This window comes from Streptomyces sp. NPDC037288 (assembly GCF_055603265.1).
Window position 1 is genome coordinate 47,125 of the sequence record NZ_JBVJVY010000027.1, and the last position, 15,935, is coordinate 63,059.

A 15,935-nucleotide genomic window follows, 5' to 3' on the forward strand; every position below is an offset into this window, starting at 1 on the left:
CGGGTGTGGGGGGAGAGATGACAAAAACGGGAAAAAAAAGCGACCCACCCGGAATCGGGGCGGATGCCGGGCTGGGCACTAAGGGGGCCCGCATCCCCGGTACCGGGGATGCGGCCCTCGACTGTCCTGCGCCGGCGCTTACTTGCGGATCAGGTTGCGCAGTACGTACTGCATGATGCCGCCGTTGCGGTAGTAGTCGGCCTCACCGGGGGTGTCGATGCGGACGACCGCGTCGAACTGGACACCGGTGTCGGTGGTGACCTTGACCGTGCGCGGCGTGGTGCCGTCGTTCAGCTCGGTGACGCCGGAGATGGAGAAGGTCTCCTCGCCGGTCAGGCCGAGGGAGGAGGCGGAGGCGCCCTCCGGGAACTGCAGCGGCAGGACGCCCATGCCGATGAGGTTCGAGCGGTGGATGCGCTCGTAGGACTCGGCGATGACGGCCTTGACGCCGAGGAGGGCGGTGCCCTTGGCGGCCCAGTCGCGGGACGAGCCGGAGCCGTACTCCTTGCCGGCCAGGACGACCAGCGGGATGCCGGCGGCCTGGTAGTTCTGCGAGGCGTCGTAGATGAACGACACCGGGCCGCCGTCCTGGGTGAAGTCGCGGGTGTAGCCGCCCTCGGTGCCCGGCGCGATCTGGTTGCGCAGGCGGATGTTGGCGAACGTGCCGCGGATCATGACCTCGTGGTTGCCTCGGCGGGAGCCGTAGGAGTTGAAGTCACGACGCTCCACACCGTGCTCGGTGAGGTACTGGCCGGCCGGGGTGTCGGCCTTGATGGCACCGGCCGGGGAGATGTGGTCGGTGGTGACCGAGTCGCCGAGCTTGGCGAGGACCCGGGCGCCGGCGATGTCCTCGACCGGGGCCGGCTCCATGCCCATGCCCTCGAAGTACGGGGGCTTGCGGACGTAGGTGGACTCGGTGTCCCACTCGAAGGTGTTGCCGGTCGGGACCGGGAGGGACTGCCACTGGGCGTCGCCCGCGAAGACGTCCTGGTAGGACTTCGAGAACATGTCCTCGCCGATGGCGTTGGCGACGACGTCGTTGACCTCGGCCTCGGAGGGCCAGATGTCCTTCAGGTAGACCGGGTTGCCGTCCTGGTCGGTGCCCAGGGCGTCGCGGGTGATGTCCACCTTCATGGAGCCCGCGATGGCGTACGCGACGACCAGCGGCGGGGACGCCAGGTAGTTCATCTTGACGTCCGGGTTGATCCGGCCCTCGAAGTTCCGGTTGCCGGACAGGACCGAGGTGACCGCGAGGTCGTGGTCGTTGACGGCCTTGGAGACCTCCTCCGGCAGCGGGCCGGAGTTGCCGATGCAGGTGGTGCAGCCGTAGCCGACGAGGTTGAAGCCGACCTTGTCCAGGTACGGGGTGAGGTTGGCCTTGTCGAAGTAGTCGGTGACGACCTTCGAGCCCGGGGCGAGGGTGGTCTTGACCCACGGCTTGCGGGTCAGGCCCTTCTCCACCGCCTTCTTGGCCACCAGGGCGGCGGCGACCATGACGTACGGGTTGGAGGTGTTGGTGCAGGAGGTGATGGCCGCGACCGTCACCGCACCGTGGTCCAGCTCGTAGGTCGTGCCGTCGGGGGCGGTGACCTGGCACGGGTTGGACGGGAAGCCGTTGGGGTGGACGGCCGGGGCGTCGGAGGCCGGGAAGGACTCCTTGCCCGCCTCGTCGACGTCGTCGACGTAGTTGCGGACGTCCTGCTTGAACTGCTCGGCGGCGTTGGCGAGGACGATGCGGTCCTGCGGGCGCTTCGGGCCGGCGATGGACGGGACGACCGTGGACAGGTCCAGTTCGAGCTTCTCGGAGAAGTCCGGCTCGGCCTTCGGGTCCAGCCAGAGGCCCTGCTGCTTGGCGTAGGCCTCGACGAGGGCGACCTGCTGGTCGCTGCGGCCGGTCAGGCGCAGGTAGTTCAGGGTCTCGTCGTCGATCGGGAAGATCGCGGCGGTGGAGCCGAACTCCGGGGACATGTTGCCGATGGTGGCGCGGTTGGCGAGGCTCGTGGCCGCCACACCCTCGCCGTAGAACTCGACGAACTTGCCGACCACGCCGTGCTTGCGGAGCATCTCGGTGATGGTGAGCACGAGGTCGGTGGCGGTGGTGCCGGTGGGCAGCTGGCCGGTGAGCTTGAAGCCGACGACGCGCGGGATGAGCATGGAGACCGGCTGGCCGAGCATGGCGGCCTCGGCCTCGATGCCGCCGACGCCCCAGCCGAGGACGCCGAGGCCGTTGACCATCGTGGTGTGGGAGTCGGTGCCGACCAGGGTGTCCGGGTAGGCCTTGCCGTCGCGGACCATGACCACGCGGGCGAGGTGCTCGATGTTCACCTGGTGGACGATGCCGGTGCCCGGCGGGACGACCTTGAACTCGTCGAAGGCGGTCTGGCCCCAGCGCAGGAACTGGTAACGCTCCTTGTTGCGGCCGTACTCCAGCTCGACGTTCTGCTTGAAGGCGTCGCTGGTGCCGAACTTGTCGGCGATGACCGAGTGGTCGATGACCAGCTCGGCCGGGGCCAGGGGGTTGATCTTGGCGGGGTCGCCGCCGAGCTCCTTGACGGCCTCACGCATGGTCGCGAGGTCCACGACGCAGGGCACGCCGGTGAAGTCCTGCATGATCACGCGGGCCGGCGTGAACTGGATCTCCTGGCTGGGCTGGGCCTGCGAGTCCCAGGTGCCGAGCGCGCGGATGTGGTCGGCGGTGATATTCGCGCCGTCCTCCGTGCGGAGCAGGTTCTCCAGCAGGACCTTGAGGCTGTACGGCAGGCGGGCCGAGCCCTCCACCTTGTCCAGCCGGAAGATCTCGTACGACTCGTCGCCCACCTGCAGCGTGCTGCGGGCGTCGAAGCTGTTCGCCGACACGACAGTCTCCTTCATTGATGTGCGCGTACCACCGTCAATCGTGCCGCCACGCCAGGTTGGCCGATCCGGTAAGGTCAGGCTAAGTTAGGCAAGCCTTACTGGAGTGGCGGCTACGGTGCGCCTCGGCAGATATCTCGATGTCGAGATAACTCTAGTACATGGGCGCTGGATGGTCATGCCCAACCCGGCTGTCCGCTCTCATCCCATCGAGGACCCCGGCGCAGCGTGAGCGAGCCAAGGCCGCCGAGCTGACGGCGGCGGGACACCGGGTGACGGCCAGCGGCATCAGGCGGAGGCATCCGCGGCCTTCGTGGCGGGCCGCAGCACCGCTGCGGTGATCGGCCTCGTCCCCGCAGCGTCACCCCAGAGGCAATGCGTCCAGGCTGGTCGGATGCCCTCCGGATGTCCCGATCGGTACTGCCGCACCGGCGGCTGCTGAGCATCTACGAACGCCTGGAGCACGCAGCCGCCCACCTGGTGATCGTTCCGGAGACGATCGTCTGCGACCACGGCAAAGTGTTCGTCTCACACAGCTTCCGGGCGTCCTGCCGCTACCTGGGCATCAAGAGGCGCCTGCCTGACCGCCGGTCAGTCGGTGCCTTCGATGATGCGGAAGTCGCGCTCGACGCCGTCGGGGAGGGCCACCAGCGCCTTCCGGTATGCCTCGCTCTCGTATGCCGCGACGGCCTGTTCAAAGCTGTCGAACTCGATCAGAACGACGCGTTGCGTGATTCCGGCCTCATGGGCGACGACTCGACCGCCACGGGACAGGACGCGCCCGCCCCCAGCCTGGACAGCCGGACGGGCCAGATCGCCGTAGGCAGTCAGCCTCTCAGGGTCGGAAATGTCGGGGTAGACACTGACCCAGTAGCCCTTAGCCATGGAAACCTCCCGCGTTCGGCCGGACACGTCCGACTTCGAATTGACCCTCAGATCGATCGATCCCGGCGACGGGTACTGCGGTCAGTTGAATCGTCATATCCGCAGGTTAGGGCTTGATGTGCGGGCGAGGGAAAGACCGGTACGGGATAGACTCAGAACGGATCGTTATCAGTCGGCGGGGAGGGCACGTGGCGCCGGATACGGTGAGCCTGCGGTACTTCCTGGTGCTGGCGCAGGAGTTGAACTTCACCCGCGCGGCCGCACGGATCGGTATCGCACAGCCCGCACTCAGCGCCCGGATGCGCCGATTGGAGGCGGAACTCGGTACGGCCCTGCTGGTCCGCAACACGCGTAGCGTCGTATTGACCACGGCCGGTGCGGCTTTGGCGGAGTCCGCGCCGCCCGCGCTGGCGGCGCTGGACCGGGCATGGGACACCGCCCGGAGCGCGGCGGCCGGTGAACTGGGCACGGTGCGCATCGGATACAGCCTCAGCGCCGGGGCCGAGACGGCACCGGCCCTGGTGGACAGGCTGATTCGCGGCAACAGCGGACTCGAGGTCGGCGCGGTCCCGATGGCGACACCGGAGATCTCCCCCGCGGTCGCCGACGGCCGCATCGATGCCGGGATCACCCGCGGTGAACAGCCGGGCCGTGGCGTGCGCCGGTTCCTGCTGCGGCGTGCGCGCATCGGGGTCCAGCTGGCGCAGCACCATCCGCTGGCCGAACACCCGGAGATCGAGATCGCCGACGCGGCCGCGTATCCGCTGCGACTCCCGGACCGTGCGGCCAACCCCGTGGTCCACGATCAGCTGTCCGCACTGTTCCGAGACACCCGACCACACCCCCGATTCCACACGCCCGCAGTCTCTTTCGACATGTCTCAGCGCGACCTGCGCGACGGGGTCACCCTCGCCCCGGCCGGAGAAGCCGCGGTCACGGCACAACCGGCCGGTCTCACCTGGCGACCGCTGCGGGGCGCGCCCAGCCTGACGATCCACCTGGTCCTCCCACGCGAGCAGTCGCCGCTACACCGCCGCATCCGTGCCGTCGCCAAAACCCTGGCGCACGAGCTGCACTGGCTGCCGGACTGACGCGCAAGAGGTCAAGCGAGACGGACGCCTGCGGTGGCGAGGCCGAAGACCCTGCGCCCGGCGGACTTCGCGGTGATGACGACGGCGGTCTTGCCGAACGTCCGACACGACCTCGCTACGCCGGCGGATCAGCATCCGATGATGGCCCCGGGTCCGTTCCGAGTCGTACACCGCGGCGACGTCCTCGCCCAGCCCGAGATCTCGGCGGATACCGCGCCTTCGCCGACGCCGAACCGGACAAGCACGGGTAACCGGCGGGAACGCCCGCCGTCAACGGCGTCCATGACGTCGGTCCATGCTCAACGCCAACCACTGTTCCATCGCTCCCCGAGGCCGCATTCGGCCGGAAGGGCCTGGCGCCGAGGGCAGAGCGATTCCAAGCCGGCGGTCGGGCCCAGCTGGACCCCTCCAAACACCATGACGGCCGTCTCACCCCATCCAGTCCACGCAGGTCAACGCGATCGGGTCGACTAGCTTCGTTGAGACCGGACACCGGCCCGGCACGCACTCCGGACCGGCCCGAACGGCGGCTACCAGCTCAGATCGGCGTCCATCTTGGCGGGGGCCAGGACGGTCACGTGGCCGTGGTCGCCGTACACGGACCGCCGCCAGTGGGCGAACGCCGTGGCGGCGCGGTGCAGCTCGTCGTCCTGCCACACGCCGTAGTCGACCCACACCTTCGCCTCCGTGCGACCGCTGTCATCGGGCGTGCGGACGCAGACCCTTGTGACATGGGCGGCGACGGCGGCGTCCCCCTTCGGCGCGCTCGCCGTCAGGTACGCGCGGAATTCGCGGGCCATCGAGAACCAGCGGTGCGGACCGTCCCCCGGCACGCCCGCGCCGTCCTCCGTGGTGTCGCCCACGGACGGCCCCTGGTCGTCGGTGGTGGTGTCGGGGAGCTCCTGGCCGCCCTGATCGTCGGTGGTGGTGTCCGGGAGCTCCTGATCGTCGGACGTCGTGTCCGGAAGCTCCTGGTCGTCGTCCGTGGTGTCCGGGAGCCCCTGGTCGTCGGTGGTGGTGTCCGGGAGCTCCTGATCGTCGGACGTCGTGTCCGGAAGCTCCTGGTCGTCGTCCGTGGTGTCCGGAACCCCCCGCTCGATGTCGCAAATGCCGTCGGTCACGGTCGCTCGCGGCGCCGGCGAGCCGTCCCGCGCCGCGTCCGCGTGCCGCGTACCGCAGGAGACGAGCGCGCAACAGCCGACGAGCAGCACGGCGACGAGGTGGCGGCGCATCCCGGTCCTCATGTGGATCCCCATGTGTATCCCCCTTCGGGGACTGAGAGGGGCACGCGTGGACCGGGGTTGCCCGGGTAACCGAGTGTCATGCGACATCGGCTGATTTGCCCGGATCTTTCCGGGTCGCGGGCTGCCGCCGCACCAGGCGGCACTGACGGTCCGTCACCCGTGTCACCCGAATGGACCCCCCAACAGGCGCCATCTCATATCTGAGATAACCTGAACCTCATGGCAGACGACTACCTCGTACGCATCGGCAAGCTCATCCGTGACGCCCGGCAACACCGAGGCTGGACACAGACGCAGCTGGCGGAGGCGCTCGGCACCAGCCAGAGCGCGGTCAACCGCATCGAGCGCGGGAACCAGAACATCAGCCTTGAGATGATCGCCCGAATCGGTGAAGCCCTGGACAGCGAGATCGTGTCGCTGGGATACGCGGGTCCGATGCATCTGCGCGTCGTCGGCGGCCGCCGGCTGTCCGGTGCCATCGACGTGAAGACCAGCAAGAACGCCTGTGTGGCGCTGCTGTGCGCCTCGCTGCTCAACAAGGGGCGCACGGTGCTGCGCCGGGTCGCGCGGATCGAGGAGGTGTACCGCCTTCTGGAGGTCCTGAACTCCATCGGTGTGCGCACCCGCTGGATCAACGACGGCGTCGACCTGGAGCTGGTGCCGCCCGCCGAGCTGGAGATGGCGGCGATCGACGCGGACGCCGCCGTGCGCACCCGCTCCATCATCATGTTCCTCGGCCCGCTGCTGCACCGCATGGACCACTTCAAACTGCCCTACGCCGGCGGCTGCGACCTGGGCACGCGGACCATCGAACCGCACATGATCGCGCTGCGCCGGTTCGGTCTGGACATCGCCGCCACCGAGGGCCAGTACCACGCGCGGGTCGACCGCACGGTCCGCCCCGACCGCCCGATCGTGCTGACCGAGCGCGGCGACACCGTGACCGAGAACGCGCTGCTGGCCGCCGCCCGGCACGACGGCGTGACGGTCATCCGCAACGCCTCCTCCAACTACATGGTCCAGGACCTCTGCTTCTTCCTGGAGGCCCTCGGTGTCAAGGTCGAAGGCATCGGCACCACCACGCTCACCGTGCACGGCGTGCCGAACATCGACGTCGACGTCGACTACTCCCCATCCGAGGACCCGGTCGAGGCGATGAGCCTGCTGGCCGCCGCCGTGGTGACCGAGTCCGAGCTGACGGTGCGCCGGGTGCCGATCGAGTTCCTGGAGATCGAGCTGGCGGTCCTGGAGGAGATGGGCCTCGACCACGACCGCAGCCCCGAGTACTTCGCGGACAACGGCCGTACGCGGCTGGTGGACCTGACCGTCCGGCCCTCCAAGCTGGAGGCGCCGATCGACAAGATCCACCCGATGCCGTTCCCGGGCCTGAACATCGACAACGTCCCGTTCTTCGCGGCCATCGCGGCGGTCGCCCAGGGCCAGACCCTCATCCACGACTGGGTCTACGACAACCGGGCGATCTACCTCACCGACCTCAACCGCCTCGGCGGCCGGCTGCAACTCCTCGACCCGCACCGGGTGCTGGTCGAGGGGCCGACCCGCTGGCGCGCCGCCGAGATGATGTGCCCGCCCGCCCTGCGCCCCGCCGTGGTCGTCCTGCTGGCGATGATGGCGGCGGAGGGCACCTCGGTCCTGCGCAACGTGTACGTCATCAACCGGGGTTACGAGGATCTCGCCGAGCGGCTGAACTCGGTCGGGGCGCAGATCGAGATCTTCCGGGACATCTGACCACCGGATGCCGCCGCCCCCTGCCCGGCCTGAGTGGATGCGGGTCGGAACGGGGGTGCGGCGGCATCCGGTCCGGTGCGGGAGTGCAGACGACTGATGATGTGGTGCATGTCCAGCAGCAGGACGTGCTCCCGCTCGGACAGGCGCACCAGCACCACCCGCAGCAGCGGCCCGCGCCGCAGGTCGAAGGGACGGGCCGCGTACTCGCGCAGCAGCCGGTCCAGATCCCGGTCGCGCTCGGACACCGGGCGCGCGGAGAGGTTCAGGCACCGCACCGGCACCGGGGCGGCGTCGTGCACCCGTTGCCTTCCCTGGCCGTCGGCGACGTCGAAGGTGGTGCGCAGCACCTCATGGCGGGCGACCAGCGCCCGCAGCGCGTCCTCGGCGGTCCCGGGGTCCAGTGCGCCCGTCAGCCGCAGCGCGAGCGGCGAGTTGTACTCGATGCCCCCGGGCTCGTACTCGTGCAGGAACCACAGCCGTTGCTGTCCGTACGACAGCGGCAGCGGCCCGCCGCGTCCGGTCCGCCGCGGGCCGGGTCCGGCGTGGGAGCCGCCGAGGCGCTGAGCGAGCGCGGCCACCGTCGGGGCCTCGAACAGGGTGCGGACGGATACCTCGCTGTCCAGCTCGGCCCGGATACGGCTGACCAACCGGGTGGCGAGCAGGGAGTGCCCGCCCAGGTCGAAGAAGCCGTCGTCGATGCCGATCGCGTCGACGCCCAGCACCTCGCAGAACAGGGTGTGCAGCTGTTCCTCGCGGGCGACGCGGGGCGCGCGCCGGGTGGCGGCCGGTTCCAGGACGGGCGCCGGGAGTGCGGCGCGGTCGGCTTTGCCGTTGGGGGTCAGCGGCAGCTCTGCCAGGGGTATGACCGCGGCCGGTGTCATGTAGTCGGGCAGCGCCGACGCTACGTGCTCCCGCAGCCGGGCGGGATCCGGGTGACGGCCGGAACGGTGTAGGCCAGCAGCCGCACGTCGCCCGGACGCAGTTCCCTGACGACGACGACCGCCTTGGACACGTCGGCGTGCCGCTCCAGTACCGCTTTGATCTCGCCGAGTTCGATACGGAAAGCCGCGGACCTTGACCTGGTGGTCGCTGCGGCCGAGGAACTCCAGGTTGCCGTCGGCGGCCCAGCGGGCCGCGTCGCCCGTGCGGTACAGCCGCGCGCCCGGCTCATCGCAGAAGGGGTCGGCCACGAAGCGCTCCGCGGTGAGGCCGGGCCGCCCCTGGTAGCCGTGGGCGACGCCGGTCCCGCCGATGTACAGGTCGCCGGCCACTCTGGTGGGCACCGGCCGCAGCGTGGCGTCCAGAACGTAGACGCGGGTGTTGGCGATGGGCCGGCCGATGGCCGGGGCGCCGGGGCGGTCGTCGAGCCGGGCGGCGGTGGACCAGATCGTGGTCTCCGTCGGACCGTAGAGGTTGACGGCCTCGGCACCGCATGGTCCGCGTGAGGTCGGCGGGCAGCGCCTCGCCGCCGACGGCCATCCGAAGCCCCCGCACGGCCTGGGGCTGCTGCTCGCACAGCGCCTGCCACAGACTGGGGGTGGCCTGCATGACCGTGGTGCCGGTGGCGGTGATCAGGCCCGCCAGGGCCTGCGGGTCGAGGACGGCCTCGCGGTCGGCCAGCACCAGCGTGGCCCCGCTGGTCAGCGGCAGGTACAGCTCCAGGGCCGCGATGTCGAAGGCGACGGTGGTGACCGCCGTCCACACGTCGGCGGGGGTCAGGGGCAGCAGTTCGGCCATCGAGGACAGGAAGTTGGCCAGCGCCCGCCGACCGACGACCACGCCCTTGGGCCTGCCGGTCGAGCCGGAGGTGTAGATGACGTACGCGGCCGCGGGAACAGCAGGTCCGGCTTGCCGGCGGCGGCCACGAAACCGCGCGTGGTCCGGTCATCGCCGTCCAGGTCGCAGACCAGGCCGCTGGTGTGGCTCAGCAGGTGCCGCAGGGTCACCGTCGCCCCCAGGCCGTTGGGGGCGGTCGCGAACTCGTCGCCGTACTGCCCCACAGCCGTGTCCAGTGCGAGGTCACCGTCGCGGACGAGTTGCAGCGCCACCGTGGCGGTGAACAGCTTGGTGACGGAGGCGAAGGGAAAGCGCAGTGCCGCCGCCTCCGGCCCGCCGGCGTGGGCCACCTCCACCGCGGTGCCGTCGAGCAGTGCGAGCTGGGCGCGTGGAACCCCGAACTCCGCAGTCATTCGGCGGAATTGGGCCACAAGTTCTTGTGACACCAGTGAACCCCCCTCTACTCTGCTTTCTGTGACGGGCAGCAGACAGCCTGGAACGGCCGCGAATTCCTTACGTACTGTGGACCGCGGCTCGGGAAGATCGACTTGTTTCCTGAAGGCTAACACCGACGTTTTCCGCCGGTCAGCGTCCTTAAGTCAACTGTGAAAAACGCTGGTTGACATCCGCCTGCGCCGGGAAGAGGAGATTCACCGTGGGCTGCGCGGCCGGCGCACGCGAAAAGCCCGTGGTGCGTCCGGGAGACGCACCACGGGCCCGCGCCGTGCCGGCGGGCGGCTATTCGCGCAAACCGATGCCCTCCACCGGGCGGGTGCGCAGAGCGAGCCGGGTGGGCAGGAGGATCGCGGTCAGCCCGATGAGGGCGGTCACGGCGACGATGCCCAGATACATCAGCACAGGGATGCGGGGCAGCGGCGACCCCGTGAGCCCCAGGCTCACCGTGACCAGCGGCAGCAACGGCACCACCGTTCCCACCACCACCGCGATGGCCACCACCATCCCCGCTTCCACCCGCATCATCCGCACCACTTGACTCGTCGGCGCCCCCACCAGCCGCAGCAGGGAGAACTCCCGTACGCGGCCCAGAGTCGCCAGCACCAGGGTGTTGGCCACCGAGATGGCGAGGTAGCCGAAGACCAGCGCCAGCGGGAGAGCACTGGTCAGCACCGACGAGGTGGCCTGTTCCTGCTGCGCCGCCGACAGGCCGCCCTTGTCCAGCACCTCCAGGCCCGGGTACCGATCGGCCAGGCCGCGCAGCGCCTTGGCCACTTTCCCCTTGTCGGCGCCCGCGACGGTCCTGACGAACACCGCGTCCTCCACCTGGCGGACGCTGTGGGCCAGCAACGTGTCCTGGGGCAGGGTCACATCGCCGAAGCCCAGGCCCCGTTCGTAGACCGCGACGACCACGGGCCTGGCCTCGGAACCGTCCGGGAGGTTCAACCGGACGCGGTCGCCCACGTGCGCGCCGAGGGTGCTGGCCGCGCCGCCGCTGACGGCCACCACGTCACCGCGCAGCTTCGTCAGGCTGCCCTCGGTGACGCCCAGGTCCATGGTCTTGTCCACTCCGCCGGGAGTGACACCCTGGGCCTGGTACTTGAAGATCTCCGGTGAGCCCAGCACCTTCCGGGAGGCGTGCAGTTCGACCCGTACGACACCCGTGGTCGCGGCGACCCCCGGCACCGACGCGGCGTCCTGGACCACGCCCAGTGGCGGCCCGCCGGGCCCGCCCTGCAGCGTGAAGTCGGCCACGATGCCCGCCTTGGCCTGGTCCTGGGCCGCTGCCGCGGTCGTCGTCGGAATGCACAGCTGGACCAGCGCGAAGCCGATCGCCAGGGTCAGCGGCCCGATACCGGCCGCCAGCCGCCGAGCGTTGGCCCGGGTGTTGGCCACCGCCAGATAGCCGTGCGGCCCCGTGCGCCTGCGGACCGGACCGGCCATCAGCCGGCTCGCCAGGCTCACCACCGGCGGGGCCAGCAGCAGAAGGGCGATGATCATGACGAGCCCGCCGGTGCCCGCGCCGGCCACCGCGAAGACGCTGCCGAAGAACAGGGGCAGCAGCGACGCCGCGACACCGAGCAGGAACAGCAGCACACCGAAGAAGGCGCGGCCGCGCCCCAGCTTCGCCTGTTCGATCTGGGCCTCGCCCATGGCCTCCACCGGCCGGATCGCCACCGCCTTGCGGGCGACCCCGACCGCGGCCACCTCGGCGGCGAGCACGGACGCGAAGACGGCGACCAGCATAGGAAGCGGACCGTAGGAGAACGCGAAGTCCTTCGGCACCATGCCGATCAGACTGAGCGCGCTCCGCATGATCTTGGCCACCACGATGCCCGGCAGACACCCGATCACCGACGCCACGAGGGACACCAGCAGGACCTCGGCCGCCATCATCTTGTACACCTGACGCGGGGTGGCCGCGACGGCCCGCAACAGGGCCAGCTCACGGCGTCGCTGGTGCACGTTGAGGGCGAGGGTGCTGGCCACCACGATCATCGCGATCAGTACGACCGTCGCGCCGAGCGAGGCCGCCAGCTCCGTCAGGTCGGAGCGGGCCGAGGCCACGTCGTGGAACTCCACCTGACTGCGGTCGTCGCCCAGGTACAACTGGGCGCCGGAATCGGCCAGCCGGTCGTCGAGCCGGTCCGCCAGCTCATCCGGGTCGGTACCCGGCGCGGCCAGCACCCCGACCGCGTCGATCCGGCCGGGGTGGCCGTAGAGAGCCGTGGCCTCGGCGTCGCTGAAGAACACCGCCGCCGAGCGCAACGGCCCGTCCGCGCCCGGCAGCGACGCCACACCGGTGACCAGGAACTCCCGCGCGTTCTGGGTGGTCGCCAGCTTCACCCGCTGTCCCGGGGACACCTTCACACGCTCGGCCAGCCCCGCGTCCAGCACCACTTCGCCGGCCTGCCGCGGCGCCCGCCCCCGCTCCAGCGTGAAGGGGCCCAGCACGGCGCTGGACCAGCTGTGGCCGGCCGACGGCTGCTCACCGCCACCGGAGTCCAGCCCGCCGTCCTCGTTCACCACCCGGGCGGGGAAGCTGACGTCCGGCACCGCCCGCCTGACGCCCTTGACCGCGGCCACCTCGTCGGCCACCTTGCTGTTCAGCGGCGCGGGCTGGGACAGCGGCTTCTTCTTGGTCTTGCCCTCGGTGACCTTGAACGACTGCTTGCCGCCGACCACCACCTGGGCCCCGGCGTAGCGCTGGGTGGGGACCCCCGAGCCGAGGCCCGACTGCAGCAGGATGCCGAACGCGGTGATCAGCATCGATGCCCCGACCAGAGCCACGAACGCCCCGACGAGTCCCGCCTTGCGTTCCCGCAAGGTCATGCGGACGAGCTTGAACACCATCGGTTCACCACTCCTCGAGGCGAGTCATCCGCGCGGCCACCCGCTCGGGGGTCGGGGACTCCATCACCTCGGCGAAGGCGCCGTCCGCCAGGAACACCACGCGCTGCGCGAAGGAGGCGGCGACCGGGTCGTGGGTCACCATGACCACGGTGTTGCCCTCCCGGTCCACGATCTCCCGCAACAGGGCGAGCACCTGCCGCCCGGTGCGGCTGTCGAGCGCACCGGTCGGCTCGTCGGCGAAGATCACCTCGGGCCGGGTGACCAGCGCCCGGGCGATGGCCACCCGCTGCTGCTGACCGCCGGAGAGCTGTGCCGGCCTGTGCCGCATCCGGTCGGACAGCCCGACACGACGTGCCACGTGCTCCAGCCAGGCCGGCTCGACCGAGCGCCCGGCGAGCAGCAGGGGCAGCGTGATGTTCTCCGCCACGGTCAGGGAGCCCAGCAGGTTGTACGCCTGGAAGATGAAGCCGACCCGCTCGCGGCGCAGCATGGTCAGCTGCGCCTCGTCCAGTGCCGCCAGGTCGTTGCCGCCCAGCCGCACCGAGCCGGACGTCGGCCGGTCCAGTCCCGCCGCACAGTGCAGAAAGGTGCTCTTGCCGGCGCCCGACGGGCCCATGACCGCGGTGAACGACCCCCGTTCGAAGGTGATGCTGAGTTCGCGCAGCGCAGCGACTTCCCCCGCTCCCCGGCCGTAGGTCTTGCTGACCGACCGTAACTCCACCGCCCAGCGGCTCTGGGAGCCCGGCCCTGCGGCCCCGTCTGCGGCCGCAGTCCCCGGTGTCCCGCCATCGAACTGCCGCCTGGTGGCCTCGCCGTGCGCCACAGCGCGTCTCCCTTCCCCACCTCATATGACATGCGGGACCCACGCTAGGCGTCCCGATCCGGCAGGACCATGATGTTTGCTGCAGTTCAAAAGGTGCAGCTGACTGCCCCCCTGTCCGTGGGGTGGCGACGCCTGGTGATCACCGGGATCCGCAGTGGTAGCGTGGCGAAGCACAGGGAGTGTGGGAGGCCGGGCGGAGATGGATGGCGTTCCCCAGCGGCCGGTTCGCCGCGGGTTGACCCGAGCGACCACACGGCAGGACTTCGTCCAGCGTTTCGTCATGGCCGTGAGATACCTCGTGGCCATCGGCGGCACCGCGGTAGTGGCCTTCGTCAGCTTATACGCCCTGATCGCCGTGTTCGTCCTGAGCCTGGTGGGCCCCGGGCTGCGCCTGCTGCCGTTCTCACTGGCCCGGTTACGGCGGGGGGCCGACGCCCACCGTCGGCGCGCGGGGCACTGGCTGGGCTGCGACATCCCGTCGTCCTACCGTGAGGCCGAGGGCAAGGTACTGGTCCGCGCCCAGGTGATGCTCACCGACAAGGCCACCTACACCGACTTGCTGTGGCTGCTGTCGCACGCCCTGCTGGGCACGCTCGGCGGCACCATGGCCATCGGACTGTGCCTGGGGTCCATCAGCTGGCTGACCATCCCCCTGTGGTGGCAGGTGGTTCCCCAGCCCGCGCAGCTGATGATCTGGAACATCGACTCGTGGGGGGCCGCGCTGGGGGCCTCCTTCGCCGGCCTGGCCTACGGCCTGCTCGCCGGTTATCTGCTGCCCTGGTGCGCCCAGTTGCACGCCCTGATGACCTGGGCACTGCTCAAACCGCGCAAGCGCAGGGCCTCTCTCGCCAAGCGCGTCGAGGAGCTGACCATCTCCCGCGCCGAGGCACTGGAGGCACATGCGGCGGAACTGCGCCGCATCGAACGGGACTTGCACGACGGGGCACAGGCCGGACTGGTGTCGGTCTCGCTGCGGCTGGCGCTGATGAAGCAGGCTCTCAAGGACAGCCCGGAACGGCTGCCCGAGATGATCGACCAGGCACGCGACCTGACCGACCAGGCCGTGCAGTCGCTGCGCGTCGCGGTCCGCTCCATCTATCCGCCGGTGCTCGTCGACCACGGCCTGGCCGAGGCGGCCCGCGCGCTGGTGGCGTCCTGCCAGATCCCCACCGAGCTGGACCTCGAGTACGAGACCAGGGGGGCACGGGCGCCCGCCGCGGTGGAGGCCGCGGCGTACTTCGTCATCTCCGAGGCGCTGACGAACGTGGCCAAGCACAGCGGGGCCGAGAGCAGTCAGGTGCGGCTGCGCACCACCGAGAGCAGGATTCATATCTCCGTTTGGGACAACGGGCGGGGTGGAGCGACGACCGGCTCCGGCAGCGGGATCCGTGGCATCAAGCGCCGCGTCGCGGCCTTCGACGGCATCACCGAGCTGCACAGCCCTCCCGGAGGACCGACAGTACTTCGAGTGGAGCTGCCGTGCGGATCGTGATCGCCGAGGACAACGCCTTGCTGCGGGAGGGCTTGTCGCTGTTGCTGACGGGTGTGGGCCATGAGATCTGCGCGGCGGTGGAGGACGGCGACAGTCTGCTGCCCACGCTCCTGCAGCACCGGCCGGACATCGCCGTCCTGGATGTACGGCTGCCCCCGACCTACCGGGACGAGGGACTGCGCGCGGCGGTCACGGCCCGGGAGAAGCTGCCGGATCTGCCGGTCCTGGTGCTGTCCCAGTACGTCGAGCACGCCTACGCCGCGCAGCTGCTGGCCCACGTCGCCTCCGGTGTGGGGTATCTCCTCAAGGACCGTGTGGGGCGGGTGGAGGAGTTCCTGCAGGCGCTGGAGCGGGTCGCGGGCGGAGGGGTCGCCATGGACCCCGAGGTGATCTCCCAGCTGATGGTGCGCAGGGTGCGCAACGACCCGCTGGACGCGCTCAGTTCACGCGAGCGCGAGGTGCTCTCCCTGATGGCGGAGGGCCACGGCAACACCACCATCGCCAAGCTGCTGTTCATCGCGGAGACCTCGGTGAACAAACACATCGGGAACATCTTCAGCAAGCTCGGGCTGCCGGCCACGGACGGCGGCCACCGGCGGGTACGCGCCGTGCTCGCCTACCTCAACTCCATCGACTCCCGGGACAACTGAGCCAAGGCCGCGTCGCGGGGCAGACGGGAATGTGACGACCGGGCCCAGGACCGGGAGGACGGG

At 70.2% G+C, this 15,935-nt stretch carries 11 protein-coding genes and 2 pseudogenes; 5 read left to right on the forward strand and 8 right to left on the reverse strand.

Features of this window, described 5'->3' with window-relative positions; genetic code table 11:
* Positions 1-138: 138 nt before the first annotated feature.
* Complete coding sequence (acnA, locus tag ACZ7GZ_RS27090; RefSeq protein WP_471028012.1) at positions 139-2,856, reverse strand: aconitate hydratase AcnA; 2,718 nt, start codon at positions 2,854-2,856, stop codon at positions 139-141.
* Between the two features lie 351 nt (positions 2,857-3,207).
* On the opposite strand from acnA, the pseudogene ACZ7GZ_RS27095 reads away from it, so the two are divergent.
* Positions 3,208-3,420 (forward strand): annotated as a pseudogene (locus tag ACZ7GZ_RS27095) (integrase); the annotation flags it as partial.
* A 24-nt stretch (positions 3,421-3,444) separates the two neighbouring features.
* On the opposite strand, the gene ACZ7GZ_RS27100 reads toward ACZ7GZ_RS27095, so the two are convergent.
* Positions 3,445-3,738, reverse strand: a complete 294-nt coding sequence (locus ACZ7GZ_RS27100) for a DUF1330 domain-containing protein (RefSeq protein WP_471028014.1) — start codon at positions 3,736-3,738, stop codon at positions 3,445-3,447.
* Between the two features lie 188 nt (positions 3,739-3,926).
* Here ACZ7GZ_RS27100 and ACZ7GZ_RS27105 point away from each other — a divergent pair, with 188 nt between their 5' ends.
* Positions 3,927-4,829, forward strand: a complete 903-nt coding sequence (locus ACZ7GZ_RS27105) for a LysR family transcriptional regulator (protein WP_471028016.1) — start codon at positions 3,927-3,929, stop codon at positions 4,827-4,829.
* Positions 4,830-5,359: 530 nt separating this feature from the next.
* Here ACZ7GZ_RS27105 and ACZ7GZ_RS27110 read toward each other — a convergent pair.
* Positions 5,360-6,085, reverse strand: a complete 726-nt coding sequence (locus ACZ7GZ_RS27110; RefSeq protein ID WP_471028017.1) for a hypothetical protein — start codon at positions 6,083-6,085, stop codon at positions 5,360-5,362.
* 207 nt (positions 6,086-6,292) lie between these two features.
* Here ACZ7GZ_RS27110 and ACZ7GZ_RS27115 point away from each other — a divergent pair, with 207 nt between their 5' ends.
* Positions 6,293-7,822: a helix-turn-helix domain-containing protein gene (locus ACZ7GZ_RS27115; protein ID WP_471028019.1), complete on the forward strand. Its 1,530-nt coding sequence runs from the start codon at positions 6,293-6,295 to the stop codon at positions 7,820-7,822.
* Here the strand turns inward: ACZ7GZ_RS27115 and ACZ7GZ_RS27120 are convergent.
* From ACZ7GZ_RS27120 to ACZ7GZ_RS27140, 5 genes and pseudogenes are all read right to left on the reverse strand, one after another.
* On the reverse strand, positions 7,756-9,105 hold the full coding sequence (locus tag ACZ7GZ_RS27120; RefSeq protein ID WP_471028117.1) for a condensation domain-containing protein: 1,350 nt from the start codon (positions 9,103-9,105) through the stop codon (positions 7,756-7,758). The genes ACZ7GZ_RS27115 and ACZ7GZ_RS27120 overlap by 67 nt on opposite strands.
* Positions 9,106-9,601, reverse strand: a pseudogene (locus ACZ7GZ_RS27125) (AMP-binding protein); the annotation flags it as partial.
* The gene (locus tag ACZ7GZ_RS27130) at positions 9,538-10,011 is read right to left on the reverse strand and encodes a serine hydrolase domain-containing protein (protein WP_471028020.1); all 474 of its coding nucleotides are present in this window, start codon (positions 10,009-10,011) and stop codon (positions 9,538-9,540) included. The gene ACZ7GZ_RS27130 and the pseudogene ACZ7GZ_RS27125, both read right to left, overlap by 64 nt.
* 325 nt (positions 10,012-10,336) lie before the next feature.
* Positions 10,337-12,907 (reverse strand): FtsX-like permease family protein, encoded by a 2,571-nt coding sequence (locus ACZ7GZ_RS27135; protein ID WP_471028021.1) that lies wholly within the window; start codon positions 12,905-12,907, stop codon positions 10,337-10,339.
* 4 nt (positions 12,908-12,911) lie between these two features.
* Positions 12,912-13,730: an ABC transporter ATP-binding protein gene (locus tag ACZ7GZ_RS27140; protein ID WP_471028023.1), complete on the reverse strand. Its 819-nt coding sequence runs from the start codon at positions 13,728-13,730 to the stop codon at positions 12,912-12,914.
* 280 nt (positions 13,731-14,010) lie between these two features.
* Here ACZ7GZ_RS27140 and ACZ7GZ_RS27145 point away from each other — a divergent pair, with 280 nt between their 5' ends.
* Positions 14,011-15,222, forward strand: coding sequence for a sensor histidine kinase (locus tag ACZ7GZ_RS27145; protein ID WP_471028025.1), 1,212 nt, complete (start codon positions 14,011-14,013; stop codon positions 15,220-15,222).
* Positions 15,210-15,872, forward strand: a complete 663-nt coding sequence (locus ACZ7GZ_RS27150; protein WP_471028027.1) for a LuxR C-terminal-related transcriptional regulator — start codon at positions 15,210-15,212, stop codon at positions 15,870-15,872. The genes ACZ7GZ_RS27145 and ACZ7GZ_RS27150 overlap by 13 nt, the downstream gene beginning before the upstream one ends.
* Positions 15,873-15,935 lie beyond the last annotated feature (63 nt).